General features: G+C 70.4%; 30 protein-coding genes, 1 tRNA gene and 1 pseudogene. 7 read left to right on the top strand and 25 right to left on the bottom strand.

Features of this window, described 5'->3' with window-relative positions:
- Positions 1-546 precede the first annotated feature (546 nt).
- From AB0D14_RS32465 to AB0D14_RS32480, 4 genes are all read left to right on the top strand, one after another.
- The gene (locus AB0D14_RS32465; RefSeq protein ID WP_362786277.1) at positions 547-1,206 is read left to right on the top strand and encodes a hypothetical protein; all 660 of its coding nucleotides are present in this window, start codon (positions 547-549) and stop codon (positions 1,204-1,206) included.
- 7 nt (positions 1,207-1,213) lie between these two features.
- A complete protein-coding gene (locus AB0D14_RS32470) occupies positions 1,214-2,734 on the top strand; it encodes a DNA polymerase Y family protein (protein WP_362786278.1) in 1,521 nt (506 codons plus the stop codon).
- Positions 2,727-5,876: an error-prone DNA polymerase gene (locus AB0D14_RS32475; protein ID WP_362786280.1), complete on the top strand. Its 3,150-nt coding sequence runs from the start codon at positions 2,727-2,729 to the stop codon at positions 5,874-5,876. The genes AB0D14_RS32470 and AB0D14_RS32475 overlap by 8 nt, the downstream gene beginning before the upstream one ends.
- Before the next feature lie 352 nt (positions 5,877-6,228).
- Positions 6,229-6,303 (top strand) — tRNA-Trp (locus tag AB0D14_RS32480).
- Here AB0D14_RS32480 and AB0D14_RS32485 read toward each other — a convergent pair.
- Both AB0D14_RS32485 and AB0D14_RS32490 read right to left on the bottom strand, forming a co-directional pair.
- Positions 6,294-6,542: a hypothetical protein gene (locus AB0D14_RS32485; protein ID WP_362786281.1), complete on the bottom strand. Its 249-nt coding sequence runs from the start codon at positions 6,540-6,542 to the stop codon at positions 6,294-6,296. The two genes, AB0D14_RS32480 and AB0D14_RS32485, sit on opposite strands and share 10 nt — an antisense overlap.
- A 633-nt stretch (positions 6,543-7,175) precedes the next feature.
- A complete protein-coding gene (locus AB0D14_RS32490) occupies positions 7,176-7,532 on the bottom strand; it encodes a hypothetical protein (protein ID WP_362786283.1) in 357 nt (118 codons plus the stop codon).
- Between the two features lie 182 nt (positions 7,533-7,714).
- On the opposite strand from AB0D14_RS32490, the gene AB0D14_RS32495 reads away from it, so the two are divergent.
- A complete protein-coding gene (locus AB0D14_RS32495; protein ID WP_362786284.1) occupies positions 7,715-8,029 on the top strand; it encodes a hypothetical protein in 315 nt (104 codons plus the stop codon).
- A 160-nt stretch (positions 8,030-8,189) separates the two neighbouring features.
- Positions 8,190-8,879: an HNH endonuclease family protein gene (locus tag AB0D14_RS32500; RefSeq protein WP_362786431.1), complete on the top strand. Its 690-nt coding sequence runs from the start codon at positions 8,190-8,192 to the stop codon at positions 8,877-8,879.
- 47 nt (positions 8,880-8,926) lie between these two features.
- Here AB0D14_RS32500 and AB0D14_RS32505 read toward each other — a convergent pair.
- The 5 genes and pseudogenes from AB0D14_RS32505 to AB0D14_RS32525 form a co-directional block, all read right to left on the bottom strand.
- Positions 8,927-9,218, bottom strand: a pseudogene (locus AB0D14_RS32505) (transposase); the annotation flags it as partial.
- Positions 9,219-9,299: 81 nt separating this feature from the next.
- On the bottom strand, positions 9,300-10,187 hold the full coding sequence (locus AB0D14_RS32510) for a terpene synthase family protein (protein ID WP_362786286.1): 888 nt from the start codon (positions 10,185-10,187) through the stop codon (positions 9,300-9,302).
- A 190-nt stretch (positions 10,188-10,377) separates the two neighbouring features.
- The gene (locus AB0D14_RS32515) at positions 10,378-11,409 is read right to left on the bottom strand and encodes a hypothetical protein (protein WP_362786287.1); all 1,032 of its coding nucleotides are present in this window, start codon (positions 11,407-11,409) and stop codon (positions 10,378-10,380) included.
- Positions 11,410-11,656: 247 nt separating this feature from the next.
- Complete coding sequence (locus tag AB0D14_RS32520; RefSeq protein ID WP_362786289.1) at positions 11,657-12,595, bottom strand: hypothetical protein; 939 nt, start codon at positions 12,593-12,595, stop codon at positions 11,657-11,659.
- Between the two features lie 161 nt (positions 12,596-12,756).
- Positions 12,757-13,089, bottom strand: coding sequence for a hypothetical protein (locus tag AB0D14_RS32525; RefSeq protein ID WP_362786291.1), 333 nt, complete (start codon positions 13,087-13,089; stop codon positions 12,757-12,759).
- A 1,161-nt stretch (positions 13,090-14,250) separates the two neighbouring features.
- On the opposite strand from AB0D14_RS32525, the gene AB0D14_RS32530 reads away from it, so the two are divergent.
- Positions 14,251-14,919: an isochorismatase family cysteine hydrolase gene (locus AB0D14_RS32530; RefSeq protein WP_362786292.1), complete on the top strand. Its 669-nt coding sequence runs from the start codon at positions 14,251-14,253 to the stop codon at positions 14,917-14,919.
- Positions 14,920-15,133: 214 nt separating this feature from the next.
- Here the strand turns inward: AB0D14_RS32530 and AB0D14_RS32535 are convergent, their stop codons facing one another.
- From AB0D14_RS32535 to AB0D14_RS32620, 18 genes are all read right to left on the bottom strand, one after another.
- Positions 15,134-15,742, bottom strand: coding sequence for a hypothetical protein (locus tag AB0D14_RS32535; protein WP_362786294.1), 609 nt, complete (start codon positions 15,740-15,742; stop codon positions 15,134-15,136).
- Complete coding sequence (locus AB0D14_RS32540; RefSeq protein ID WP_362786296.1) at positions 15,739-15,966, bottom strand: SpaA isopeptide-forming pilin-related protein; 228 nt, start codon at positions 15,964-15,966, stop codon at positions 15,739-15,741. The genes AB0D14_RS32535 and AB0D14_RS32540 overlap by 4 nt, the downstream gene beginning before the upstream one ends.
- A 221-nt stretch (positions 15,967-16,187) precedes the next feature.
- Positions 16,188-16,679, bottom strand: coding sequence for a hypothetical protein (locus AB0D14_RS32545; RefSeq protein WP_362786298.1), 492 nt, complete (start codon positions 16,677-16,679; stop codon positions 16,188-16,190).
- A gap of 118 nt (positions 16,680-16,797) precedes the next feature.
- Positions 16,798-17,286, bottom strand: coding sequence for a hypothetical protein (locus tag AB0D14_RS32550; RefSeq protein WP_362786299.1), 489 nt, complete (start codon positions 17,284-17,286; stop codon positions 16,798-16,800).
- A gap of 32 nt (positions 17,287-17,318) precedes the next feature.
- Positions 17,319-18,191, bottom strand: coding sequence for a DUF317 domain-containing protein (locus AB0D14_RS32555; RefSeq protein ID WP_362786300.1), 873 nt, complete (start codon positions 18,189-18,191; stop codon positions 17,319-17,321).
- Positions 18,188-19,417 carry an ATP-grasp domain-containing protein gene (locus AB0D14_RS32560; protein WP_362786302.1) on the bottom strand — a complete coding sequence of 410 codons (1,230 nt, stop codon included), beginning with the start codon at positions 19,415-19,417 and terminating at the stop codon, positions 18,188-18,190. Before AB0D14_RS32560 ends, AB0D14_RS32555 begins: the two co-directional genes overlap by 4 nt.
- 52 nt (positions 19,418-19,469) lie before the next feature.
- Entirely contained in the window at positions 19,470-19,772 is a 303-nt protein-coding gene (locus tag AB0D14_RS32565) for a hypothetical protein (protein ID WP_362786303.1), read from the bottom strand.
- Between the two features lie 32 nt (positions 19,773-19,804).
- Positions 19,805-21,037: an MFS transporter gene (locus AB0D14_RS32570; protein ID WP_362786304.1), complete on the bottom strand. Its 1,233-nt coding sequence runs from the start codon at positions 21,035-21,037 to the stop codon at positions 19,805-19,807.
- Positions 21,034-21,552 (bottom strand): regulator, encoded by a 519-nt coding sequence (locus AB0D14_RS32575; RefSeq protein ID WP_362786306.1) that lies wholly within the window; start codon positions 21,550-21,552, stop codon positions 21,034-21,036. Before AB0D14_RS32575 ends, AB0D14_RS32570 begins: the two co-directional genes overlap by 4 nt.
- Positions 21,549-22,391: a winged helix-turn-helix transcriptional regulator gene (locus tag AB0D14_RS32580; protein ID WP_362786308.1), complete on the bottom strand. Its 843-nt coding sequence runs from the start codon at positions 22,389-22,391 to the stop codon at positions 21,549-21,551. The genes AB0D14_RS32575 and AB0D14_RS32580 overlap by 4 nt, the downstream gene beginning before the upstream one ends.
- Positions 22,392-22,432: 41 nt before the next feature.
- The gene (locus tag AB0D14_RS32585) at positions 22,433-22,846 is read right to left on the bottom strand and encodes a hypothetical protein (protein WP_362786310.1); all 414 of its coding nucleotides are present in this window, start codon (positions 22,844-22,846) and stop codon (positions 22,433-22,435) included.
- 10 nt (positions 22,847-22,856) lie between these two features.
- Positions 22,857-23,300, bottom strand: coding sequence for a hypothetical protein (locus AB0D14_RS32590; RefSeq protein ID WP_362786312.1), 444 nt, complete (start codon positions 23,298-23,300; stop codon positions 22,857-22,859).
- Positions 23,297-23,779 (bottom strand): hypothetical protein, encoded by a 483-nt coding sequence (locus AB0D14_RS32595; protein ID WP_362786313.1) that lies wholly within the window; start codon positions 23,777-23,779, stop codon positions 23,297-23,299. Before AB0D14_RS32595 ends, AB0D14_RS32590 begins: the two co-directional genes overlap by 4 nt.
- Positions 23,780-23,878: 99 nt before the next feature.
- Positions 23,879-24,232: an SH3 domain-containing protein gene (locus tag AB0D14_RS32600; RefSeq protein WP_362786315.1), complete on the bottom strand. Its 354-nt coding sequence runs from the start codon at positions 24,230-24,232 to the stop codon at positions 23,879-23,881.
- Between the two features lie 148 nt (positions 24,233-24,380).
- Positions 24,381-25,124 carry a hypothetical protein gene (locus AB0D14_RS32605; RefSeq protein WP_362786317.1) on the bottom strand — a complete coding sequence of 248 codons (744 nt, stop codon included), beginning with the start codon at positions 25,122-25,124 and terminating at the stop codon, positions 24,381-24,383.
- Positions 25,125-25,141: 17 nt separating this feature from the next.
- The gene (locus AB0D14_RS32610) at positions 25,142-25,840 is read right to left on the bottom strand and encodes a hypothetical protein (RefSeq protein WP_362786319.1); all 699 of its coding nucleotides are present in this window, start codon (positions 25,838-25,840) and stop codon (positions 25,142-25,144) included.
- A gap of 18 nt (positions 25,841-25,858) precedes the next feature.
- Positions 25,859-26,344: a hypothetical protein gene (locus AB0D14_RS32615; protein WP_362786320.1), complete on the bottom strand. Its 486-nt coding sequence runs from the start codon at positions 26,342-26,344 to the stop codon at positions 25,859-25,861.
- Positions 26,341-26,892 carry a DUF4913 domain-containing protein gene (locus AB0D14_RS32620; RefSeq protein WP_362786433.1) on the bottom strand — a complete coding sequence of 184 codons (552 nt, stop codon included), beginning with the start codon at positions 26,890-26,892 and terminating at the stop codon, positions 26,341-26,343. Before AB0D14_RS32620 ends, AB0D14_RS32615 begins: the two co-directional genes overlap by 4 nt.
- Positions 26,893-26,946: the final 54 nt, after the last annotated feature.

Below are 26,946 nucleotides of genomic sequence, written 5' to 3' on the forward strand. Positions count from 1 at the left end.
CTCCACTTCGACGAACACCGTGCCTTCACCTCCCCTCGCACGTCACCACTGACGGCCGCGGCTTGACTTCTTAGGACCCAGAGATGTCTCTCAGACGACCTTTCCGCCCGCGGCTGACGCCAGAGCCACGCTCCGGGCGAAGAGCCCTGCGTGACCATCGCAGGCGTAGAAGCGGCGGCCGTCATCGGGGCCGGCGCTGGGCTCGAACCACAGCACAGCGGTATGCCGGCACGAGTGGTGGTCACAGTCGTGGGGGTCGGTTATCAGCTCCGCCAATCCCATCCGCGCGTGAGTCATGCCTGGAGGCTAGCCGCGGACCGTCACGTGCGGCGTTGCGGGTCAGGCGCGAGCGTGATGGCCATCCTGTGCGCCGCCGCTTCGCGTTAGCTGCGTTAGACCGGGGCCGGTTCGGCGCTGCGAGTGAGGCCGTTCACGACTGCCGCTCCTTTCGCCGGAGCGTCAACCGCAGCCGGTCACGGCAGCTCGTGCGCGTGGCGTGGCATTCGCCCGCTTGCATTTCCCGCACAAGGAATCGAACATGTGTTCATGCACGGTGTTTCGCCTGGTGAGCGAGAGGCTCCGGAGGCGACCGGGGTCGAGTCCGGCGTGCTCTCCAGCCTGCTTCCGGGCGGGAAGCTGCCCCGGGGCGCGGTGGTGAGCGCTGGAGGCGACCTGCCCCTGCTGATCGCGTTGGCCGCCGAGGCGGCCGGCGACGGCGGCGCCTGGGCAGCGGTCGGCTTGCCGCAGCTCGGCGGACTGGCTGCGGCGGATGCCGGTCTGGACCTGGCGTGCGGGCTGGCCGTACCGGAGCCGGGGCGGCGCTGGCCCGAGGTGCTGGCGACGGTGTGCGAGGCGGCACCGGTGGTCCTGCTCGGCCCGGTCGGACAGGTTGGCGTACGGACCAGCCGCCGCATCGCCGCACGTCTGCGGCGCTCCGGTGCGACGTTGCTGACCTGGCAGGACTGGCCGGAAGCACAGCTGCGCCTGTGGGTGACCGAGGCCCGCTGGGACGGGCTCGGGGACGGCTTCGGTCTGCTGACCGGCCGCCGCGTCCGCCTGGTGGTTGCCGGTCGGGGTGCGGCGACGCAGCCGCGGCATGCCGCGGTGTGGCTGCCCGGCCCGGACGGCTCGGTGCAGCTGATCACTGAGCCGTCCGTCGCCGCGGACTCGGATGTGGTGCCGCTGCGGCCCGTGACTGCGGGGTGAGCCGGCCGTGCGTGTCCTGGCGATCTGGATGATGGACTGGCCGGTGGTGGCCGCGGGTGCGGATCACGCCGAGCCGGTGGCGATCATCGCGCGGGAGCGGGTGCTGGCCTGTTCGAAGGAGGCCCGCAGGCGGGGCGTGAAGCGCGGGATGCGGGTACGCCAGGCATCCGGACGCTGCCCCCATCTCAAGCTCCTGGACCGGGACCTCGAAGCGGAGACGCGGGCGTTCGAGCCGGTGCTGCGGCTGCTGGAGAAGCGCGTCGCTCCGCACATGGAAGTCCTGCGGCCCGGCCTCATCGCCCTGCCCTCCCGCGGACCCGCCCGGTACTTCGGCGGCGAGCCCGCCCTCGTGGGGCACATCACCACCGTGCTCACCGGTACCGGGATCGAATCGCGTACCGGAGCGGCGGACACCGTGTTCGCCGCCGCCCTGGCGGTACGAGCCGGGCAGGTCGGCCAGCTGGTGCCGGCCGGGCAGAGCGCGGCCTTTCTGGCCCCGTATCCCGTGGGGGTGCTGGGCCGCCCGCGGCTGTCTCAGCTGCTGCCCCGTCTGGGTATCACGACCTTGGGGGCGTTCGCGGCGCTGCCGGGCGAGCCGGTGCTGGCCCGGTTCGGGCACGACGGCGCCGCGGCCCAGCGCACCGCCCGCGGCCTGGAGGCCCGGCCGCTCAACATGTCCGGGGCGGAAGCAGACTACAGCGTGGGTAAGGCGTTCGAGCCGGCCGAGGACAATCTCGAGCCGGTCGCGTTCGTCGCCAAGGCCCTCGCCGAACGGCTTCACGCCCGCCTCGCGCGGGCCGGTGCGGTGTGCGCCAGGCTGCAGGTCGAGGTGGGGCTCGCGAGCGGGCTGCGCTTGTCGCGGCTGTGGCGGCACGAGGGCCGGCTCTCTGCGCTGGCGGTGGCCGAGCGGGTGCGCTGGCAGATCGCCGCCTGGGCCGAGTCCGGGCAGCTCGATGCCGCCGCGGCGGGGATCACCGCGCTTCGGCTGGTCCCGGAGGGGCTGTCGGCGGCGACCGGCCGGCAGTCGTTGTTGTTCGGGCCGCGGATCGCGCCGGAGGAACTGGAGCACGCCGCGGGGCAACTGCAGGCGATGCTCGGCCACCGCGCGGTGGTGCGCCCAGAACTCGCCGGAGGCCGCGGGCCGGGCGAGCGGATCGTGGACATCCCGTACGGCGATGCGCGCTCGCGCCCGCTGGTGGAGGGGACGTGGCCGGGCCGGCTGCCGGCCCCGCACCCGGCCGTCGTCTACCCCACTGCGCGCCCCGTCCTGCTTCTCGGGGCGGATGGCGGCCCGGTCGGGGTGAGCGGACGCACCCTGCTCACCCAGGCCCCGGCCGCCCTGTCCGTCGACGGCGGCGCGCCGGTGGCGGTGACGGGGTGGACGGGGCCGTGGCCGGTGCTGGAGGACTGGTGGATCCCCGCCCGGGCCCGCCGTCTGGCGCGGTTGCAGGTCGCGTGCGCGGACGGTCGCGCCTGGCTGCTGCACATCCAAGACGGCCGGTGGGCGGTGGAGGCGCTCTATGGCTGACCACGGCCGCGGGAAGGTGCTGCACTTCCCCCGTACGCGCGCCTCGCCGGCGCCCGGCGGCGCCTGGGCGGAGTTGCATGTGCACTCCGCCAGCTCGTTCCTCTTCGGCGCCAGCCATGTGGAGGCGCTGGTCGCCGAGGCCGACCGCCTCGGTATCGAGGCCCTGGCGATCACCGACACCAACGGGCTCTACGGCGCGAGACGTCTGGCGGAGGCCGCGAGCGAGTGCGGCCTCGGCACCATCTACGGCGCCGAACTCACCCTGGACCAGGGCCTCGGGTCGATCGTGGTGATCGCCGGCAGCCTGGTGGGCTTCACCCGGCTGTCCGCGGCGATCAGCGCCGGGCAACTGGCCGGAGCCAAAGGCGCCCCCGTCTACGACCTCGACGCGCTGTCGGCTGCCGCATACGAGGGAGAGTGGGCGATCCTCACCGGCTGCCCCGTGGTCGGTAATGCCGCGTACGACAGCGACGCCATCCACACGCGGATGGACCGGCTGGCCGAGCTCTTCGGCCGCACCCATCTGCACGCCGAACTCGTCGATCACCGCCTGCCTGAAGACGGACCGCGCAACGCCGCCGTGCACGCGGCGGCAGAGCGATGGCGGCTGCCGGTGGTGGCCACGAACGCGGTCCGCTACGCAGCCCCGCGCAACGCGCGGCTGGCCGCGGCGCTGACCGCGCTGCATCGCCGCAAGAACCTCGACACCGCGATCGGGGAGCTGCCGCCGGCCCCGACGGCGCACCTGCGCACCGCCGAGGAGATGCGCATCCTCATGTCCCGCTACCCGCAAGCCGTCGCGTCCGCCGTCGACCTCGCCCGCAGCAGCGTGATCGACTTGAGGAAACTGCGCCCGCAGCTGCCGGACTTCGACGTGCCCGCCGGCCACACCCCCGACAGCTATCTGCGCCGCCTTGCCGAAGAAGGCTGTACCCGCCGCTACGGGCCGCGCACCGACCCGGCAGCCGGGGCGGCGTGGAAACAGCTCGAATACGAGCTGTCCGTGATTATCGATATGGGCATGCCGGGCTACTTCTTGATCTGCTGGGACATCACGAGGTTCGCGACCGAGCAGGGGATCTGGTGCCAGGGCCGCGGCAGCGCCGCGTCCTCCGTGGTCTGCTACGCCCTCGGGATCACCTCTGTCGACGCACTCAAACACGGCCTGCTCTTCGAAAGATTCCTGCACACCGAAAAGACCGACCCAGACATCGACATCGATTTCGAGAACGACCGCCGCGAGGAAGTGATCCAATACCTGTACGCCAAATACGGTAGGTCGCGCTGCGCCCAGGTGGCGAACCTCATCACCTACCAACCCCGGCTGAGTGTGCGGGATTCAGCGCGCGCGCTCGGCTATCCGATGGCCCGGATCAGCGAGATGACCCGCCATATTCACCACGATCCACCCGGCCCCGAGGCCGGCATCCCCGACGACGTACGTTCCCTCGCCGGACAGCTCCATACGCTTCCACGGCATTTGGGTATCCATGTCGGCGGGATGGTGCTGACCCGCCAGCCGATCGGGGAAATCATGCCAGTCGAGTGGGCCACCCGAGAAGGCCGCTCGGTACTGCAAGGGGATAAAGACGATGTGGCCGCCGCTCAACTCCTGAAAATAGACATCCTGGGGCTGGGCATGTTGGCCGCCTTGCACACCGCGTGCGATCTGATTGCCGAACACCACGGAATCATCTTGGACATGGCTACGATTCCGCAGGATGATCCGGACGTGTACGCCATGATTGCCGCAGGCCGGACGATTGGCGTTTTCCAGGCCGAGTCGAGGGCCCAGGTCTCGACGTTGCCGCAGCTGCAGCCACGGCGTTTCGAGGATCTCGCAGTGGCCGCCTCGATCATCAGACCGGGACCTATTCAGGCGGGGTCAAAACATCCGTATCTGCGGCGGCGGGCCGGTCTGGAGCCGGTAACCTATCCGCACCCGCTGGCCGAGCCGGCGCTTTCTAAAACGCTGGGAGTGGCGTTGTGGCAGGAGCAGGCGATGGCTCTGGCTATCGACTGTGCAGGTTTCACCCCGGGCGAGGCGGACCGCCTCCGTAAGTCGATGGCCGCCAAGCACTCCCCGGAAAGGGTGGCACAGCTGCGTGGGCGACTGCTTGCCGGTATGGCCGGCAAGGGTATCGACCGTGCTGCCGCCGAGCGCATTGTGGGCATGATTGAAGCCTTTTCGGATTATGGATTTCCGCAATCTCACGCGCAGTCGATGGCGGGCATTATTTACGCCAGCGCCTGGGTAAAGCACCACTTTCCGCACGCAATGCTGGCGGGAATTATGGCGCATCTCCCGATGGGTTTCTACGACTCCCAGACCCTCATCCAGGACGCCAAGGCGCATGGCATTGAGGTCCGCAGCGTCGACATCCAGCGCTCCGCCGCGCACGCCACACTGGAGCCGCACGCCGATCAGGCGGAGCGGCGGCCGGCGATCCGCCGCGGACTGACCTCCGTGTCCGGGGTCAGCGAGGTGATCGCCGAGCGGATCCTGACCGCACGCGCCGCCATGGGCTTCCGCTCGGTGGCCGACGTCGCCCGCCGCACACGGCTGTCGGCGAAGCTGATGGAGCAGCTGGCCACCGCCGGGGCCTTCGATGGCCTCGGCGTTGACCGGCGTACCGCGCTCTGGTCGGCCGGCGCCTACACCGGCGAGACCCAAGACGCCCTTCCCGGCTTGGGTGACCTGGCACCCGCGCCGGAGCTGCCGGTCATGACCGCGGCCGAGGCCACCGCCGCCGACCTCGACGCCTCCGGCGCCAGCGCCACCGCCCACCCCGCGCAGCACCTCCGCACCCTGCTGGCCTTCCACGGGGCGCTGCCCGCACGCGAGGCCCGCGACATGGCCGACCAGAGCCGGGTACGGGTCGGCGGACTGGCCAAGTACATCCAACGGCCCCCGACGGCCAAGGGAGTGGCATTCGGCGCCCTGGAGGACGAGACCGGCATGATCAACCTGATCTTCTCGCCCCCCGTCTGGGAACGCACGCGCGAGATGATCCTCGGCGCCCCTGCGGTACTGCTGGAGGGGCACATCGAGCGTGACCGCGGCTCGGTCAACCTGATCGTGCACCGCGCACACGCCCTGGCGGGCCCCGCTCGGGCCCACCGGCCGGGGCGGTTCAGGTGACGATCCAGAGCCAGCGAAGCTGCGGGTGTACCCTCCGCGCCCGCAGCAAGGTCATCGTGATGCCCGCCGGGAATAAGGTGCGGCGCTGCGGGTCGGACCCGAGCACGCAGGGTTCCTGGGGTTCGGATCTGTCTGGGTGGTCGGCCCGGGGCGGGTGATGTGAAGGAGGGTTGAGACAGGATGGGGAGGACGGCGGCTCACTGAACTGGTCGGCCCCGTTCCGTGCCTTCGGCGTCGGGAGCTACCGGAGCCCGACGGACGCCATCCCTCTGGACGCAGTGCAGCCCATAGACCGCTGAGGATGCCCGAACACCGACGAGTCCAAGTAGGCAGCTGCACGGCTACGATCCCGGCGGGCGGGCGCAGTGGTCGACGCGCGCGGTCTCCACAATCGCGAGGACGCCGGTTCGGATCCGGTCACCCAGCCCAGCCGATCTCGCGGACCTCGATCGCGCCCGCGTGCGGCATGTATTGGATCCAGCACCGCGAGCCGAACGCCTCCCGGATCTCCTCAACTGAGCCCGCGTCCCGCACGTCCGGGAAGGCGTACGGGTCCCGTCGTACGACGCCGACGAGCACGAGGACTTCGTGCCGCGCCTCGTCGGTCGGCAGCTCGGCCATCACCTCGACGGCAAGCTCCTCGAACACCGTGCCGCACCTGTGCATAACGCCCCCTTGTGATCCACAGGGACGTCACCGTAAGGCGAGGAGTTGGGGAACGTGCGTGCCTGTGGATAACGCGGCATCGCCGCCCCTGTCGGGCACAACAGGGGTAGCACCAAGACAGGGCGTAGCGCAGGTAGTTGTCGCGCCGACTCCGCATGGCACGAGGCCGGTCCGGGTCCGGCCCCGCCGCCCCTCTGGTTGTTCTCCTGGGCCCGGGTCGCAGCCACCGTGGCGCACCGCGCAGCCCCCGCAAATGAGAAGGATCCCAACAAGGAGCCGGCGGGTAATGACGTCGGCCACAGCTTCAAGCCGTCGAATCCTCACCCGCACTTGTCCGTGCTGGCAGAATCTCATCGCGTCAGGTGCTGAGCGGCAACATTCGCCACCTTCAGGGGCGCGCTATTGCTCCTGGCCTGGCGCTTCTGCCCCACCGCGAACGAGCCACGAAAGCCAGGCCAGTTGAGAAAGCTGGCCACAGACGGTCTCCAACGACCTGGCAACCGTGCTGATCGGCAACCCACCACACGCCAGACGCAGTACGACAGGACGTCAACAGCCCCTATGCCGGGCCGACTTAACAGCCTGGCAGAGGGGCCTGCGTCTATGGCTCGGTCCAAGGCACCGCGCCTACGGCTAGTGCCTGCCGGTGAAGAACACCGAGCGCAGCTTGAGCCTGTCGGTGGTGGGGTTGCCGTGCGGGCGCAGGGTCCAGGAGTCGCCCGTGCAGTCGGGCTCGGTGAACACCATCACCCATTCGTCCGTGCCGTTCTGCGGCGCGAAGGCGGGCTCGGAAGCGCCGGGGTCGGCCACCTCGGCGAGCGTGGTGCAGCCGGGACTGACCGGGTCGTGGAGGGTGACCGACTGGGGTTCCCCGTTCAAGCCGACGAACGAGTAGGAAAAGTCGCCGGTCGCGGCGCTCGCGGACGTCGGCACGGCAAGGACGAGGGCGAGTGCGCCGAGGGCGGCGGCCACGGTGGTGCGAAGACGCATGCAGAGCTCCCTTGTGCGGGTGTGCGTACCGGCCAAGCCTGTCCCGGCGGGCCTGGAGGCAGGCTCGGTCCGGCCGCGGTCACCCTCAAGGGGCACGCAGGAACGATCTTTCCTGGGCCATGTGGGGTACCCGTAGGGAAAATACGAAGGCCGACGGGGGAACTCCGGCTAGAACACGGGACGTGATCAAGAACCTGATGCGGTACGGCCTGCCCGTGCTCGCCCTTGCCGCCTTGCCCCTCCTCACCACCACGGTCCCGGCCACCGCTCACACGACGACCGCGGAGGGGCTGGCCACCACCCAGACCGCGGTCGGAGCCGCTGGCATGACCGCAGTGCGGGAGCGGTTGCCGTTGTTCGAGGCCATCGACCGGATCCCGGTCGCGGAGGAGCACCGCGCGGGCTATAAGCGGAACCTGTACAAACACTGGAACCGGGGCCTGAACGCCACGGACGGCTGCGACACCCGCGTTATCTGCACACTCAGACCGGGATAGAGCACAACGTCCGTGGTGCGTAAGGACCTTAGCGTGTCGGCAGCTTTTGATGCACGTGAGGCACAAGGGGTGCCTCTACGAACTGAGGAGCAGGGGCGGCGTGTCCGGGAACGAGAACTGATCGTTCTTACGTTGATCGCCGTTTCCCGCTTCCATGGAGATGATCTTCGTGTACGTGCGTCCCCTTCTGGCTGCTGTGCTGAGCGCCGTAGCGGTTGTTGCCTTGTCCACGGTTCCCGCCCAGGCCAGCTCCGCGGCTGCGCCGGGTGCCCCGGGTGAGACCGTCACCACGACCCTGTACGCGGCGGTCGACGCACTGCCTGTCGCGGATGAGAGCCGAGCCGGCTACGAGCGCTCCAAGTTCCGGCACTGGATCGACGCTGATGCGAACGGATGCAACACAAGGAAGGAGACCATTTTGACCGAAGCCGTGGTCGCGCCAGAGGTGGGCCCGCGTTGTTCGCTCACCGGCGGGGTCTGGTTCTCGCTGTACGACCAGGTGACGGCTGAGGACGCGGCGGGCCTCGATGTGGACCATATGGTTCCGCTTGCCGAAGCGTGGGACAGCGGTGCCTCGGCGTGGACGGCAGCAGAGCGCCAGGGGTACGCGAACGACCTGGATGATCCGCGCAGCCTGATCGCGGTCACCGCCAGGTCCAACCGGCAGAAGTCTGACAAGGACCCTGCGGATTGGCTGCCAGTCAAGGGCTACATCTGCACCTACATCACCGACTGGGCCACCGTGAAGACGCGCTGGGGCCTGGCTGCCGACAGCCGTGAGAAGGAGGTTCTCACCCGCCTTGCCTCCTCCTGCGCGAACGAGCCGATCACAGTCGAACTCGCCCGGTGACGACGGGTGGTGGCCCCTCTCGCGGGGCCACCACCTTGGCGCCGGGCCACGTCGGTCAGCACGGTTTGGGAGCGTGTGCCGTTGCGGGGGTTGCCGCTGTGTTCTTGCCGGCCGCATCGTGCTTGTCATAGCCGAGGTGGTCGCTGATCTCACCCTCCAGGGCGGACTCCAGCAGCCGCTTGTCAGCTGCTGCAGCAGCCCGCCCCTGCCCGTCAGTTGGAGGCCCTCGGCCTGGGCGCGGCCCACCAGCTCGTCGATCAGCTGGGCGTCCACGGCCTTCGCCGGCACCGCTTGCGTGGGTTCGACGGCTTCGGACTCGGACACGTTCTCACTGGTCATCGATGCATCTTCCATGATCGGGAGTTACACCGAACGTTTTTACAGACCCTCAGCAGGCCCTTGATCATCAGCTGTTCGCCGTCACACTAATGCGCTCACCAGCCGCAGGAGGCTGAGGCGGTGTGCCGAGCCGGGGTAGCGCGTGGTGGAGAGGCCGATCTGGCACTGGAGACTGCCGTCCACGATGCTGGCCAGGATGGTGGTGAGTGGGCCGGGAGGTGCGTTCCGCAGTGCTGTGACGAGGTGGTTGTAGCGGTGGGTGGCGTGTGTGATCGCCGTACTCAGGTTCTGGCCGGTGCGGGCCGCGTGGAAGCGTACGAAGTTGGACGTGACCGGTTCGGTCGGGCCGGCTGCGATCTCCTTGTCCAGCGACGCCAGATCGTTGGCGATGTATACGGCCTCGACGGCCTGTTCGACTCGGTGCTCTTCGTCCGGGGCTGGCAGACCACGGGCGGCCCTGCGGCAGTCGATGTACGGGGTGGTAGCGATGGTGGCCAGCCGTTGGGTGTGAAACTGCTCCGGTGTCATCGTCCGTATGTCCTGGTGCGGTTCGGCGACCTCGGCAGCACATGTGTCGGCGATGCCCGCCTCAACCCGTGCGGTTTCAAGGCCGTGAGCTCGCATATCGCTCAGGAGGGCCTCGTAGAAGATTCCCAGTTCACCCGCGCGGATGGGGTGCCGGGAGCGGAGTTGGTCGGCAAGAGCCACCAGTTCGCTGCGTGAGCCGTCGTCCTGGCACCAGAAGAAGACGATGTACTTGGCGCCCAGCAGGCTTTCCCAGGCAGCTGTATCTGCCGGTGCGCAGTGACGTTCGAACGATGCGGCCCAGAACGCTCCCGAGGCGTGCGAGCTGACGCCTCGGTGGCAGGAGCAGTGTCGCAGGGACCATGTGAGCAGTTGCTCGGCGAGGGTTTCGTGTCGTGGGTCGGTCAGCTGGGCGCGGTAAGGAGCCAGAGGGTCCTCGGCCATCTGCTGTCTCCTTCCTAGGGGCTCCGGTGAGGAACTCCAGGCAGACGTCGCCGGTCTTCAGCTCCTCGGCGAGGGTGGCGAGCTCGATGCCACGGCCGAGGCGTTTGTGTTGTGCGCAGGGTGTAGTCCACCGCCGCGGTCAGGGCCGGTCGTGCCTGCCCGGCCGCGTCGGCCCAGGCGTCGGGACTGTTCACTGCTGCTCCTTCGCGCGGTGGTCAAGCTGGTCCCACCACCACGCGATGGTGGGGATGGGCAGCGCTGGTCCCGGGTCTGGTCCGTTGCCGTCGGGGCCGACAGTGACCCGGGCGAGGAGCGCGACGTGCTGCTCGTCCAGTCCCTGCAGCTTGTAGCGGGCGCTGGTGCCCCACCAGTGCGTGAATCCGGAGATCATCCGTCCCAGGTCGACCAGGTAGCGGCACAGTGCGTCCGGGGCTCGTCGGCTGACTTGTACCCGTAGAGCCACAAAGAGAGCCATCACCCGATTACGCCACTTGATCGCCTGGGGCAGTGCTTTCTCAAGGTCGCCGTTATGGCGGTGCGCCAGTTGGACGACCAGTCCGGTCTCAGCGACACCGTGGGCCAACTCCTTGGCGAAAGAGAAGATGTCGTTGTCCCAGCCGGTGAGAAGCAGGGCCATCTCGGTTAGGGCGCGCACGGCCGGGTCGGCGAGCTGGTCGTCCGTGAGTCGGTAGTCATGGGCGATCTCGGCGTAGGCGAAGCTGACCTGGCAACCGATCGAGGTCAGGCGGATGGCGATGGCTTCGTTCAGGCCAGGCGGCGGTGTGTCGGCTCTCCTGGCCATCGCCCAGAGTTCGCCGTTCCAATAGGAGCGCCAGGCGCTCGAGATCCGCGCCAACTGGGCGGGGGTGGCGAGCACCGCGAGACGTGCGAGCAAGTCCGCGCCGGCGACGGCGAGCGGGTCGTCATCCAGCGGTGGGGAGGCTGGGGCGTCCAGCAACCTCTGGACCGCTCCCTGGCGGCAGTACATCGAGCGTAGCCTTTCGGCTTGGTAGGGCAGATCGACCTGGCCGTCGATGGAGAACCCCCAGTAGATAAGGTCGGCGGCGACCTGCAGCCGTTCCAGCGCCGCATCCGGATAGCACATCCCGACCATCAAGCCGACCTCGATCCGTGCCATCTCTTGGGGATCGCCGAGCTTGTAGCGGTCCAACCAGGCCGCCGCGCGCTCGTGAACCACATTGGAGTCAGGGTGGGTCTCCACCGGGATCGGACACCACAGCCTTAGCCGCGCTTCTCCCCTCTCCGCGCCGTCCCTGACAGACGTCCCGTTCATCACCATGCGTCCTTCTGTTGAAGGTAGGACGTGACCGCATGACCACGCCTTCGATCCGTCGCTCGGCACAGGCCGCCTCCTTTGTGAGTGGATCCTTCCGCGACCAGGGCCGTCCGACTGCTGCGCTTCCGCGATCGCTATACGGCGCCGATCCTGTCCTTCCGTTGCCTCCTTCCTATGGGTGCAGGGCGCACAGGGCGAAGAGGGTCGTCAGGTGGGTGGACCCGAAGTAGAGGGGTCTGCGGCCGAGCCGGAAGTAAGGCTGTGCCGGCCAGGACCCGTCGGGCAGCTGCAGGGCGGCCAGGTCGTTGAGGCGCCGGCCCTGGCGCTGCGTCTGTCCCAGGTTTTCTGCAGTGGTGATCAGGAGGGCGAGGTCGAGGGGGGTGCGAGGGGAATCCGCCGTGTCGCAGGCATGGTTCAGCCGTGTTCCGAGGCGTTCCGCGCAGGCAGGGGACAGTCGGCACAGCCGGGACGCCGTGTGCAGGAAGGCGTACGGGGAGGGGTAATAGCGGGTGCCGCTGAGGTAGCGGCCCGAGGCGAGGTGGTCGTGGACCAGGTCGAGGGTGGCCCGGCCCACCGAGTCGGTCTCGTGACCGGTTTCCGTGTCGGCCAGGAGCAGTGTGTACAGGACGTTGCAGCACACGACGGCGTCCTGCTTGTGCCCGCGAGGTGGTGCCTGGTGCTCGGCGCCGTCGTCCCAATACACCATGACAGCCAGGGGGCGTAGTGCCTGGTCGTGCGGGAGGGCCGGGGCATATGCGCGCCGCAGTTCCCGTGCATGGCGCCGCAGCCGTGTCCTGGGCAGCATGCGGCATTCGTAGAGCGCGGCAGTGGCGACGGCCGTGCAATCCGTGTCGGCGGCGAACTGCCGTGCCTCGGGAAAGAACCGGTAGCGGTCGTGCCACCGGCCGGATTCGATCTGCCGGGCCAGTACCGCGGGAAGATGCCGTGCACGCTCGGGCAGCGGCCGGGGCAGATGTGCCAGTGCGAGCATCGCGGTGAACGCCTCGTTGTCGGGGGCGAAGCCCAGGTCCGCGCTCAGACCGCGCCGCAGGTGACGGCGGGCCTCAGCAGGGATCACCGTGTCGCGGAAATCCGCGTCCGGCGAAAGCACCGCGGAGGGAATCCCGGTACTGCCTGTCTCCCTGCACAGGAAATCCCAGGCCCGCTCCACGCTCTGGCCCAGATCGGTCGGGTCTTGTACTCCTGCCGCGTTCGGATACGCCCCGTAGTCTTCTGGGACACCCCCGTGTGCTCGCGTGTCGGCCGAGCGCGTCATGGCCGCCTCGCCGTGTTTCGGCACAGTTCGCGGGGTGGCGCGAAGTGCCGGCTCTCATCCGCAACGTTGAGGAGCGCAACGTCCTGGTAGCCGTGGACGGCAAGCCGGTCCCGCACCTGTTCGACGAGTACGCCGGGCTCGGAGGCACCGGAGGTGACACCCGCTGTCGCCACATCGTCCAGCCACGCGGCGTCGATCTCCCCGGCGGTGTCGACCAGGTACGCGCGGATCTCGGCTGCCAGTTGCGGCAGTCGATCCGCGGACAGCGACCGCGCGCCATCCAGGGTGCCGAGCCCATCGAGCAGTCGAGCAGCAGGTGGGGCTGCCATGACGGACTCTCCCTGTCATCTGGGGTACGAGGCGTCTTTCCAACCACGCCCCGCTGCACGGCCGTCAACTGCCGTGGGGATGTCCAGTGCACCGCGTGACCCACGACGCCCCCATCCCCCGGAGCGAGGGAAAGCGTGAACGCGTTGAAAGCCCGCGCCCTTGTGAACACCAAGCGGTGCAGCAGACCCGGCCACCGCGCCCCCGCCGCCCCGAGCTCACACAAGGCGCAGCCCACCCGCGCCGTGTCGCGTACACGACCTCAAAAGGGCACGCCCCGGAGATCCTCGAAGCACAAAAGGGCATGCCGGTCGGCTGCGTGCGCGTGCGCGGTGTCGCAGCCCGACTCGCCCGTGCTGAAGCGACACTGCCCCCTTGCGCCCGAGCAGCGGCGGCCCACCGGCCGCCGCTGCCGGGCTGCAGTGGGCTGCCATTGCAGGCGGTTAAGTGACCGGGCGATCTCGCTCACCCGGTCATGACCGACACGGTACGGAGGCAGAGCGGCCCACCGCCACCGCTGCCCGAAGCGCCTCCGCCGCCGAGTGCGCCGGACGGCGGAACTCCTTACGACTGCGGTGGGTGAAGACCCGCGGGCATGGGCCACGATGGTGGCCCATACACCGCTGAGTCGAGTCGGGCGCCGTCGGACACCGGGCCTGACTACGACCCAGCACGGCTCAGAACCGGGACCGGAAACAGGACCACGTGGGTGCGGATGACGCGACGGACGCAGTAGCGGCCCGTAAGGGGACAAGACCGTGAGGCGGAAGTACCGTGTCCCCAAAATGAGACGGTCGGGATTGCGCAGGCCACAAGGGCCGAACGGGACACTCCGTTAGCGAGCCTACATATCAAGACCCGTGGCCGAATCTCAGGGCCGATGGCCACTCGTGAGACACCGCAGGTCAGCGGCCTGCTCCGGTCTGCTCCCTCGGAGACAGCCCGGGGTTCGGCCATGATCGTGAGACTGGACGGCTGGCCACGGCCTGAGGCACCGCGAGAAGCCGCAGGTCACAGCACCGCGACACGAATCCTGAGCCCCTACATCATCGTGTGGGATCTCAAATTTCATACCGGAACATCACGGCTGATGTCAGATGGATGTCGGATCCGACGGAAACGGACCAGGCGGAACAGCCACGACGACTGACAGGGACACCGCTGTGCAGGACACCGAGACGCGCCTCCACGCGTGGCGCATCGAGGAGAGGGAGTACCGCCGCCAGGAGGAACGGCGCGGGCGCCGCTTCGCGTACCCGGGCATCACGCCCGACCGCACCGCGCTCGTGGTCATCGACATGGTGCCGTTCTTCGTCGAAGCCAACCCGTACGCTCGCGGCATCGTGCCGAACATCCGGCACCTCGCCGACCGGCTCCGGTCGGCCGGCGGAGCCGTCGCCTGGGTGCTGCCCGCGCGCACCGAGCGCACTGCGGTCGGAGACGAATTCCACGGTCCCGAGGCAGCCGAGATGTTCCGCAACTCCGGCGGCACCGGGCCGCTCCCCGGTCGGCTGTGGCCCGGCCTCGCCGGCGACATCTTCGTGGAGAAGAGCGCGCCGAGCGCCTTCTTTCCGGGCCGATGCCAGCTGCCTGCGCTCCTCGCAGAGCACGGCATCGACACCGTCCTGGTCACGGGCACGGTCACCCAGGTGTGCTGCGAGTCATCGGCCCGCGACGCGTTCACGCTCGGATACCGGGTGGTCATGGTGGCCGACGCCAATGCGACCGGCCGCGACCAGGACCACAACGCCACGCTCGCCACGATCTACCGCTCCTTCGGCGACGTGCGGCCCACAGCGGAAGTCCTCGCCATGATCGGGACAGCGCCATAAGGCCACCGCCAGCGCCGGGGCCTGGGGCCTGGGGCCTCAGCGGTGGCACGAGGAGCAACTCCTCCATAACGCAACTGCCGTTTGCCGAGCGGCGATCAGCAACTGTCTTCTGTCCAGGACAGCGACACCAGCCGAATAAGCCCACCGGCCAGGTGCACCAGTGCCCTCGGAACCGTGTGATTCCGAGGGCATGGTGGCTGCAGGTCGGGATGTGTCAGTCCTGAAACGGGCCGTTGGGGTCGTCGGTCTGGCGGCGTGCTGCGAAAGCAGTGCCTGTGCCGAGGGCGAGGAGAAAGCCGGCGCCGCCGAGTAGCCAGAGGGCGGCGTCGGCACCGGTGCGAGCGAGTGTGCCCTTAACGATGGGGGTCGAACTGCTCGACCTCGTCGGGTTGACGACTGCGGAGCCGGGCGGCGCGGAGGAGGTGCCACCGCCCATGTCCTGGGCCGGCTGGTCAGGTGCGGGCTCGCCGGTGGCCGACTGGCCGGACGGCTTTTCGGTGGAGCTGGGCGTCGGTGTGGTGGTCCTGGTATGGGTGAGGGTCACGGTGACCGGGCTGCCAGGCTTCGCGGTGAAGCTCGTCGCGAGTGCGGAGGGGGCGTAGCCGGCGGGCGCCCTGGTCTGCTTGGCCCAGAAGGGTGTGCCAGTGCGGCTGTTGACGGGCAGCTGGGCGGAGGCGGTGTCGGTGGAGCCTGTGGTGAGGGTGACGACCGTTGTGTCGCCGGTGCCGATATTGACGGTGGCTCCGGGCAGCAGCTTGCCGCTCTTGTTGTCCTTGGCCTTCAGCAGAACCGTCGCGGGCTTGAAGGCATCGATGATCGTCACAGGGGTGTCGGCGCCGGGTGTGACGATGACGTCCTGGTCGGCGGCGACGTCATGCAGCGGGCTGCCGCTGGTGACGTCCTTGAGGCGGTAGCCCCCGGCGTGAGGTCCTTGAAAGCGAGCTGTCCCTGGGCATCGGTCTTGCCGTTGGCGGCTTCCTTGCCCGCGGAGTCGAACAGGGTGAAGGAAGCGCCGTCGAGCACGTCGCCTCCGGGGTCCTTCTTCAAGATGGCAACGCCGCCGGTCTCCGCCTCGGCCGCGTTGCGCGGAGTCGAGGACGAGGACGGTGTGGGCTCGGTGCTCTGGGCCGATGCGGTCGGTGCCCAGGACAGGCTGCCGGTGACCGCAGCGGCGACGGCTACAGCGGCCGGGAGGGTGCGAGCGGAACGGGTGCCGCAAGAAGGGACTCTCCCAGGGATACGGGTGGGAACAGGTGGCGGTGGCGAGCTCAGCGGGATCGGCCCGGCGTCGGTCTCGGGGGCGGGGCGGCCGGCCCGCTCGCCGGGCGGGAGGGCGCGGTGATGGCGGAGCGGCGGGCGGCGGCACGGACGAGTTGCTGTTGCTGCTCGACGGGCAGCTGCTCGATGCCGGTCAGTCCCTGGGCGATGACAAGTCCGAAGGGGGATCCGGCGTCGAGGCCGGCGGCCTGGACGATCTGCGCTGCGGCCTCGGCTTCGACCAGGATGCCGTAGGAGCTGGGGATGCCGAGCATGTGCTCGGCGTGGTCGCGGGCGCCGTCGAGGAGTTCGGTAAGCGGGACATCGTCGTTCAGGCAGTCCTCGACGATGTCGAGGAGCGTCAGCGTGGCGCTGTGCAGCCGGTCGCGGAAGTCCGGGTCGGTGAGCCAGAAGCCGTTCGGGCCCGGCGGGGGCGGGACGTGGACCGCGGCGGTAGGCGGCGGTGGTCGTCGGTGGGAGGGGAACCAGCGAGGTGGAGACATCCACAACTCCGTGGCGAGGTGGTGGTCAGCGGGTGCGGGGTGAGCTGGTGCTGGGAGTGGGCTGGGCGACCGGCCGGGCAACCGGTCGGGAGACGGCCGGCGGGGGCGGGACGGGGATTCAGCGGGTGCGGGCGCCGTTGCGGGTGATCGGCGGGACGGCCGCGCTGAGCGCGGTGCGGCTGGCCGTGCGGCCGGGCGCGGACGCGGTCCAGGCGCCGGGGAACCAGAGGGCGGTGTACTGCTCGATGGCGTCGCGCAGCCCGGTGGCGACGGCTCCCTCCCACGGAGGCCGTCCAGGGCGGTGATAGGTGCCGAAGGTGCCGTACTGCTTGGTGTTCGGCCGGGTGTTGGTGGCCTCGTCGCGGCGGTGGAACGTTCCGTGGTCCACGAAGCCGAGCGCCACCGCGTCGATCGCGCCGCGGTCCGGGTGGACGACCGCCAGGCGCAGCCCGCCGTAGGTGTCCGCGTGGATGGTGCCGGTGAAGTCGATCCGCAGCCGCAACGGTGCACCCGGGACAGGGGTGGCGAAGTAGGTGTTGCCCACGACGGTGTGGTCGTGGAAGGGGAGGCACAGCTCGGCGAAGAACTCAGGGCTCTGCAGGGACAAGAAGGGCTCTCCAGTCGGGGGTTGGGCCGCCGTCAGCGGCGTGGGCCGGGCAGCGCCGGTCGGCTGGTGGTGCTCCAGCGCGGGACGCTGGACGCGGGCAGCGCGGCCGGACGGCGGGATGTGACGGCCCGCTGCACGTCGAGCGGCGTGGGGGCCGGCGGGCCGGGCGGAAGGATCGGAGTGAGTTGGGCCATGTCCTTGAGGTAGCTGAAGGTCTCCTCGCGCCATCGGGGCAACGGGGCTGGGTCGGCGACGCACTGGGTGACGGCGGTGAGCAGGGCGACGGGGGTGTCGGTGCTGGCGGTGGCGTACCAGACGGGCCGGTCGATGGACTTGCCCGCCCACAGCTGCCAGCGGGCCTCGCGGGTGGTCAGCTCGGCTTCCGGATCGAGGTGGCCGGTGGTGAACTCCATGCCGGCGCGCCTGTCCGGGGCCTGGACGGCGAAGACGCCCCAGCGCGGGCGGTCGATCTCCCAGCCCTGCTGCAGGAGGGGGACGACGGCGAGGAAGGGATCGTGTTCGTCGATTCCGGCGGCCGGCCGGGCGAGGTAGGCGTCCGGCCCCTGCTCGTACGCCGTGGCGAGGACGGTGGTGAATGCCTGGACGAATTCGGTGGGGACGCGGTCGTTGAAGCAGACGCCCCACGTCGGCGGGCCGAAGGAGTCCTTGTAGGCGTTGATGCGCCAGAGCCCGTCGTCCTCGCCCTCGGGCAGGTAGCCCAGGCGGACGCGCCGGTCTGGGGCGCTGACGTAGGCGTTACCGAGGTCGTCATGCTGCAGTTCCCAGCCGAGGTCGAGCAGCGGGGCGAGGGCGGGGTCACCGGTTCCGGTGGTGGAAGCGAGATGGCGCGGAAAGACGTAGACGTCGCCGTCGACGTCGAGGCGCGGATCGGGCCGGGCGTTCATCGGTCCGCCCCCGTGGCGACGGTGATCTCGTCGGCGGCGGTGTCGAGGCGCTCGGTGACCTCGGCGGTGGTGCGGCCGGTGACGATGAAGAACCCGGCCCGGGCGGTGAACAGGTCGCCCTCGGGCGGCAGAAGGAGCCTCTCGCCGATCTCGCGGATCCACTGGACCTGCCGCAGCCACGGGGTGTGGGCGGCGAAGGGCTGGGTGATGTGCCGTGCGGTGAGGGTGCCGGAGGCGTCCGGGTAGAGCATGCGGATGCCCGCGGCCTCGCTGCGGGTCGGGGTGAGGTCCGGTGCCCGCCCGCAGGCGAGGTCGGCGGCTGCCTTGGGCAAGTCGATGCCGGTGGCGAGGCGGACGAGGTGGCCGATCATGTCGCCTCCGATGCGGGCGTTGACCTCGATCAGCCGGGGCCGGCCGTCCACGAGGCGCAGTTCGACGTGCTGCACGCCGTCGGTGATCCCCAGGGCCTTGACCGCGGCAGCGGCAGCCGGTGCGACCTGGGCAAGGAGCGGGTCGGTGGCGTCGACGGTGTGTCCGGTCTGGTCGAAGTACGGTGTGGGGCCCAGTCGCTTGCGGGTCACGGCGACCGCGGTGGTCACGCCGCGGTGGGTGACGCACTCGACGGAGATTTCCGGTCCGTCGAGGTACTCCTCGACCAGGACGCCCGTGTCCTCATGGCTGCGGCTCGCACCGGCCGAGGCGAACGCGAACGCGGCGGGCAGTTCTTCGGGCCGGTCGACGCGGATCACGCCGATGGCGCCGGCGAACGCTGCGGGCTTGATGACGGCCGGGTAGCCCAGCGTCATCGTCGCAAGGCCGGCCTCCGGCAGGGTCCGCGCCTTCATCGAGGCGGCCGACGGCACCCCGTGGCGGGCGAACAGGGCGCGGGCGGTGGCCTTGTTGCGGCAGCCCCGCATCACCTCGACGGACGGCGCGGACAGACCGAGCGCGCGGGCGAGGCGGGCGGTGGGGACGAGGTTGAACTCGTCCCAGGTGAGGGCGCCGGCGAGGTCGTGGCGCTCGGCCAGGGCCCGGCCGCCGGCGAGTAGCGCCGTGGGGTCGGTCAGGTCGACGACGGCGTGGTCGACGATGAACGGCTTCTCCCACAACGGCTCAGCGCCGGTGAGCAGGACGACGTCGTACGCGGCGGCCACCTGCTCCAGGCAGTAGCCGCGAAAGGTCTCATCGCCGGGGGAAACGACGAGCACGAGGGGGCGAGCGGACAAGGAGGGGTTCTCCGTATCGGTGGACGGCAGGACGAGGGCAGGGAGGGGTGTCTCAGGCGGCACGGCGGCGGCGCAGCTCGAACGCGTCGGCCCAGTGGGGGTGGTCGTCGAGTAGGCGGCGGGCGTAGAGGGCGGTGAAGTTGTTGTCCAGTCCGGCGACGCCGTTGGGGAGTTGGCGGCGCAGGTCTTCGAAGAGGTTTTTGAGGCTGACCCGTGGGGTGCCTTCGGTCAGGCGGCGGGCGGCCATGTGTTCCAGGGCGCGGTAGACGTGCGGGTGGTGCGCGTCGAAGGCGTGGAACTGTTCGGTGATGGTGCGACCGCTCGCGCGGTTCGTCCCGGGGACGGCGGTGGGCATGGGGTTCTCCACAGGCTGGGGACGCGACCAAGTCAGGTGCGCAGGGCGGGGTCGGTGCGCAGGCGGGTGAAGGCGCAGAGCAGGCCGAGGGCCTGCAGGGTGGCGCAGGCGGTGATGACGTGGCCCAGTGCGTCGGGCGGGGTGAGTGCGGTGAGTACGCCGGCGACGGGGAAGGGCAGCAGGAGGATGAGGATGGTCGCCGACAGGGTGCTGCCGAACTTTTCCGGCGGGATCAGGCGGGAGCGCAGGGTGCGCAGGACGACCGCCAGGCCGCCGTCGGCTGCCATGAGGACCGCGATCAGGATCAGGTAGGACAGGTAGTCGGGGGCCTGGGCGGCGGCGAGACAGGCGAGCGAGGCGAGGGCCGCGCAGGCGGCGCCGACCGGCCACAGGCCCAGGCGGTCGAGCGCGAACCGGCAGATGGTGACGCTGAGGAGGGTCGCTGCGGCGGCGGCGGACCAGACCAGGCCGACGGCCGTGGTGGACTGCCCGAAGTGCTGGACGACGATCACCGGGCCGGCCGCCTGGAGAAGCCCGGTGGCCAGGTTGGACAGGGTCAGCCCGGTCACGAGCCAGCCGAGCGCGGGAAGGGCGCGGATGGTGCGCCATCCGGTGAGCGGTCCGGAGGTCTTGTGGTTCTTGGGTGCCCGGGCCGGGGCGGCGGGCGAGGGTGTGCGCAGGGCGAGCAGCGCGGCGAGCAGCGAGAGCACGGTGGTCACCGCGAGCATCGGCAGTGGCCCGGCGAGCAGGAGCAGTCCGGCGAGGGCCGGGCCGGTCAGGGTCGCGGTCTGGTCGATGCCGAGCAGGACGGCCTGGACGCGGTGGGCACGCCTTCCCGCTCGTCGGCTGGCGGCGGCGCCCGCGGTCTCGGTCGCGATGTAGCTGAACTCGGTGAGCACACCGGTGGTCGCCGCGAGCACCATGACGGTCGCGCTCGCCACGGTGCCGGTCGGGTGGAGGTGGAGCAGGAGAGCGCCGGCGGCGAGGGCCAGCGCGCGTGCCAGGGAGGCGAGGTGGAAGACGACGGCCGCCCCGCGCCGGTCGACGATCGCTCCGGCCCACCCGAACGCCGCCAGGCGCGGGATCCACTCCAGGGCGAACGCGGCGCCCGTCAGCGCGGCGGAGTTCGTGGTGGCCAGGACCAGCAGCGGGATGCCGTAGGTGGACATCGCGAACGCGAGAGCGTCCGCTGTGCGCGGCAGGTAGATGCTGCGCATCAGCCCGTCGGTGTGGCGTGTATGCCGGGGCGTGACGGCACCGTTCACGCGGCCGGCTCGGGCTCGGACACCGGTGCGACCTGGGGGTTGCCGGCCAGCCACTGGAGCAGCAGAGCGCGGGGGCGGGCCAGGTCCGCCTCGGCCTCGGCGCTGGGCAGGCGCGCGGCGGACGGCAGCGAGCGGCCGTCGGCGCGCTCGGTGGCGAGCGAGGGTGCCAGGAGGTCGAGGACGTGGCGGATGCGGCTGCTGAACGCGCAGACCGGTGCCGGGGAGGCGTGGTGCCGGGCCCAGCGCGCCGCCGCGTCGTAGAGGTCCGCCAACTCCGAGCCGGTGTCGGTGAGTTCCAGGCCGGCGCCGGGCGCGGTCCGGACGAGAGCGTGGGCGCGGGCCGCTTCGGTAGCGCGACGTAGTTGATCCGAGGAGAGGTCGGGGAGGGTAGCGGCCAGCCGTCGCGGTGGTATCGCCCCGTTGTCGTCGATCTCGGTGACCAGGCGGATCAAGGAGCGCGAGGCCAGCAGGTCGACCGCGGTGCGTACTTCGGCAGGAGTGAAGAGGAGGGTCATCGGCGCGGACCTCCCGCCGGGATGGCGGCCTTCGGGCGGGCGGTCGTGGCATGGGAGAAGAGAGCGCGGTGGTGCCACGCCGGAGAGGACTCACCTGTCCCTGCCTGTGGGAGCGCCGTAGGGGCCGGCCGGGACTGGCTGCTGACCCACGGCCTCGGAGCGGGTTTGGCCTGCGGGTGCCCCCAGACCGGGTGGTGGGCCGCCTGGGTGAGGGGCTGTCCGGCGGACCAAGCGGACATAGCGCCGAGAACGGGGCCCAGCCCTTCGCCCGCGGCGGACAGCCGGTAGGGCCGGCCGGTGCCCTCGGTGTCGACCAGGCCGTCGGTGACGAGCTGCCGCAACGGCGGGTAGATGTTGGTCCAGTCGCTGCTGGGCATCACGATCCGGGCCAGGGCCCGCCCGCTGACCTCCTCGCGGGACTTCAGCACCCACAGGATGGCGGCGGCGTGCCGCCGGGTGAGCAGGGTGAGGCTGTCCTCGATCTGCTCGATCGCGGGCAGCGGGCGGTCCGCCGTCTCCAGGTGGTCCTCGGCCCAGGTGACGATCACCGGCAGGACCGGCAGCAGGGCCGCGCCACGCTCGGTGTGGCTGTAGGTGACGTGCCGGGAGGTGTGTCCGGTGCGCTCGACGAGACCGGCGTCGCACAGCGTCTTGAGCTTGGGGTGGAGCTGGCCGCTCTGCAGCCAGGACACCTTGGCCGCCAGTTCGGTGTAGCGCAGCGGCGGGCCGGAGAGTGCCAGCAGGATCCTCACGTTCCAGCGCGGGGTGATCATGGCGAGGGCCTCGGTGACCCGGGCGATGTCGGCGTCGGTGTCGGGAGGCAGAGCAGTGAGGGCCAAGGGAGGAACTCCTGGGTGAGTAAAGGGAAATCGCCTGCGGGTCAGCGGCTGTGCGCCGTGTTCTGGGCCGGCAGGGACGGAGCCGGCAGCGGCGGCGAGGCAGTCGGCGGGGACGGCGTGGGGGCCGGGACGCGGGCGAGGCTCTGCAGAACGGCGGCGACCGACTTGGCCTGGACATCGCGGATCGCGACTGCTTCGGCGAGCCGGCGGGAACCGTCGAGGAGGTGAGAGACCTCGTGCCGGCCGATCTGCCGCTCAGGGTGGATGAGCCGGGCGAGGTGCTCGCGGTGGACGTCGATGCTGCGCTCGGCGAGGGCAAGGTCGTCGTGCATGCCGAGCAGAGCGGAGAGCAGGCCGGGCGGCTGGTCCTGGGCGTGGGCTTCGAGGTCGGCGAGCGGCGCGCCGTACAGGTCCTCGATCCGTCCGGCTATCTCGGTGGACGTGAGGTGGGACAAGCGGGCACCTTCACGGTCGGCGGGCCCGGGCCGCCCCGGCACGCGTAGGTGCCGGGGCGGCCGACGGGGACATGACGGCGGTGGCACTGAGCTGCGTCGTGCGCACGGGCCGGGCCTGTTGGTCGGGCGAAGGCATGGTGCGCAGCAGCTCGCCGAGCGCGGTCCGGTAGCCGTCGCGGGCGTCGAGCGCCGCCTCCAGCCACTGCGCGTCGACGCGGAGCTTGTCCGCCGACAGCTCGCCCATGTCGCGCTCCGGGTCCATGTCCGCGTGCACCCGGTCGCGGACATGGGCGACCTGCTCCTCGGTCAGCGCCAGGAAGGAGCGCAGTTCCAGGGCGCGGGCGAGCGCGGGAGAGGCATCAGGTCCGACAGCCGCCTCGTACAGCTCAGGGACCGGGGACCCGAAGACCTTCAGCAGATCGGCGTCCATGGTGCTGGCCCTGGACCGGCTCATCGGGCGGGCCCTCCCGCCCGCCACGCGGACGTCGGTGCGGGTGTACCCGGGGGGCGTTGGGGAGCGCTGGTCTGCACCGCCGGCCCGGTCCTGGGGCGAAGGCGGGCGAGCCGTTCGGCGGCGAGGTCCTTCTTCCCGGGAGCGTCCGGGTCAAGGAGCCACCGCACGACCAGGGCCCGGCCATCGCGTGCGGTGACGGCGGCGTTCACGCGGTGGGCAAGGCCTATCGTCGGGTCGTCGACCTCGCTGGGCTGGGTGTCCAGCGCGGCCAGGAGGTCGTCCTCCGCGCGGTCGAGCACGGACTGGGCCTGGACGAGAAGGCCGTGCCACTTGACGACGTCGGTGGCGTCAGGATTGGCGGTCGGCGCGGCGGCGACCGCGGCCTTCAACTGGTCCATGCCCATGTCGAAACGTGCTTCGATCCGTTCGGTGAGCACGCCCACGACATCCTCAGACTCAGCGGATATACCGTCGGACAAAAGAAGACTCCTGTTCTGGAAAGGCCGTTTCCTAGGGGAATGTGAGGGGGCTGCTGTACCCGGCGGCTCAGCCGCTTACGGGCACCTGCTGCATTCCGGTCAGTCCAGGCACATTCGGACGTCGCGGTAGACGTATGTGCCGGAGACCCAGCCCTTGACGCCGGTCGTCTTGTCCGTGATGTGGAGCCAGTTGCCGCTCTTCTTGGCCACGCTGAACTGGTGGCTCTTGTAGAGCACGCCGAGCGCGGTGGACTTCGAGCTGGCCTTGGACCGGATGGTCACGGCCTTGGCGTGCACCGCGTACGGCAGCGGCGGCAGGTCGTGGCAGCCAACCGCGGGGACGGCGGTTGCTGCGGTGGGTACGCTGGCCGCGCCGGCGCTGGTGGCGGACAGCGCCGGCAGCGCGAGTGCGCCGAGCACCGCCGCGGATACGGCAATCCTGGTGGAGCGCATGCGGAAGAAACCTCCGTGAAGGCATAGGGGTCGTTTGGAAGGGCGCCGCGGATGTTGTCCCGGCGGCTGTATAAGAGTCCGGAGAATCGCCGGTTTGGCTAACCGGCGATCGTCGGCTATGTTCCGCCGCCCGCGCCGGCCCTGGCGCTCAGCGCGAGCGGCCTGGCGGGCGCGGAGCCGGGGCCTTCGCCACACCGGCCGGACGGACGGCTGCGGCTTCCGGGCGGACCGGCCGGAGAGGACCGGCCTTGCCGGAAAGCCGGTCGTCGCACCACTGCAGGGCAGCCTCCTTCGTGTCGAAGCCGCCCTCGCGCAGGGTGTGCGTCCATGCGTCGGTGTCGACTTCCTCGACCACGACGCGGAAAGGGCTGGGGCCTGGCTCGTTCAGGGCGCGCAGGGCCACGACGGTGACCATGTCGTCCGGGTCATCCGCGGTGTAGGAGTAGCCCATGGCGTAGTGGTCGCCGTCGTCCGCGAGACGCTTCTCCAGCGCACGCGTCGCCTCGTCCGCAGGCGGTGGCCCCAACTCGGGGTCGAGGACGATGGCATCGGGCGGGCAGCCGCGGTGGACGAGCCAGGACTGCGCCATCGCGGGCAGCGGCAGCGGGGCCTGATCGAAGCTGAACGCCTGCTTTCCGTATTCCCGTTGGAGATGTACGGCGAGCACCTGGGGCATGCCAGGGCGCCCCCAGGTGGCGGTGCGATCGAAGAGGACGTAGTAGCTGTGCGCACCGTCATGGTGTTCGGCGAGGGGAACGAGCATGTCCTCGTGGACACCGACCTTGCGGTAGAAGTCGAGGTACCTCTCCTCGTCGGCGCCGAAGTCGTCGAGGTCGAAGTTGACTTGCGGTAGGGGCTTCCGAGCCGGGGCCGGTTCGGTGGGGGACAACAAGGGCCTTTCGGTGGAGTTCAGCGCCGCTGTGGCGAGGTGGACGGCGATGCGCCGGGTCGTGCCGGGAGCTTGGGCGCCTGGGCCGTGGGCGCCCGTCGGGCGGCGGACAGGGCGGCGCGCCCGGCGTCGGTGAGGGCGACTGGCTGGCCGGCGTGCACGGGGTGGCCGGTATCCCTCACGGCCAGGCCGGCGTCCTCCAGCCGCCGCAGCTTGGCGTGCGGGATGCGGGTGCCGGAGGCAGTGGTGACGGACATCCGGGCGGTCAGCAGGTGTTCGTAGAGCTTGGCGCCGCCGGCGATGGCGAGCAGCGCCGCCTGATCGTCCGTCGAGAGCGGCTTCGAGCCGGGTACCGAGGCTGCCGTGGCGGCCTCGACGGGTTCCAGGGCGGCGATCACCTTCTCGGCAGCAGCGTCCCGCGCGTCAGTGGCATCCTCCAGCTGGTCCACGGTGCGGTCGATGCGCGTGAGCAGGGCGCCGTCGACGTCGAACTCACCGCTGGACAGGCGGTTGAGGAGGCGGAGGTAGAAGGTGACGCCGGTCTGGGCTTTGGTCAACTCGCGGTGCCGGTCGACCAGGTGGGCGTGTGGCTCATCGAGGACGCCGCGGTCGCGGTGGGCCCACAGGGTGTCGATGCCGTGGCCGGTGACGGCTTCGAGGCGGTGGTCGAGCGGGGAGACCGCACGCCGACCTGGTGTCGGCGCGGGTTCAGGGGGCATGGGCGACGCTCCGTGCGTTCAGCGGATGGGGTGGTGCGCGGGGTCCTGTGCGGGGCGGGGCAGCCCCGGCAGTGCGCTGGGCGGCGGACCGGGCCGGGGCACGGGAGTGCGGGTCGTCAGCTGCGGAGAGCGGGAGCGGGCCGCGTGCGTGCGGGCGCTCAACGGCCGGCGGGTCATCCCCAGCCGGCGGCCGACCTCGTCGTAGACGTCGTTGCCCGCACGCGGCCGGATCGCGACGACGTGAATCTCCTTGTGGTGCGCGGACTCCGCGGGCGCCGGGCGGACGCCGTAGACGATGCGCCAGTCCTTACGCGAGTCCACGAACAGCTTGCGGTAGCCCTCCAGGTCACCGTCGAGGCGCAGCCCGAAGCGCTGCGCGTTCACGACCTCCTGCAGGTAGGTGAGAGTGAGGTCGCGGATATCGCTGGGGGCCTGGAGGAGATCGGTCAGAGCACGGGGATCGAAGCTCAGTGCGAAGGCGGGCTGTCCCACTCCCGCGTTCATGACGTCGGCTCGTCCGGCTCGGCAGGACCGGCGGCCTCCGCCGTGACCGCCGTCTCCGTGCGCACGGACGGCGGCGGGCCGGGCAGGAGACGGTGCGCGGGCCGGTCGGGAGAGGTCATGCAGGCCGACAGCGGGCCACCCGGCGCGCGGATCGCCGCCACGCCGTGGGTGAGGAAGTCCCGGTGCCACACGAACAGGCCGCTCAGTCCGGCTTCGGAGTCCTTGTGCTGCTGGTAGGCGAGCCACAGGGCGTGGAGCCAGGCCACGACATCGTCGTGCTCCCGCCACTGCAGACACCAGGGCGCCGCGGTGGTGACCTCCGCCCCGTACACCGGGAGGAAGAAGTCGTCGACCCAGTCCGACAAGGCGTCGAGTTCGTCTTCCCGTTGCTCCCCGTCGAGTTCCAGGATCGGGCGGGGCTCCGGCGGAGCGGCGGCAGGCGGCCCGCCGAGCCCTGGCATGCCGAAGGCGGCGAACGGCGATCCGCCCGGCTCCGGAGCGGACCCAAGGTGGTCGAGCTGCTGCGCCTGTTGCGCCGACTGCTCCATGAGCCGCCGGACGCTCGCCTCGATTCCCTCCAGCTGCGGATCCGGAATGCGAAC

The sequence above is a fragment of the Streptomyces sp. NPDC048484 genome (assembly GCF_040651415.1).
Classification (GTDB): Bacteria; Actinomycetota; Actinomycetes; order Streptomycetales; family Streptomycetaceae; genus Streptomyces.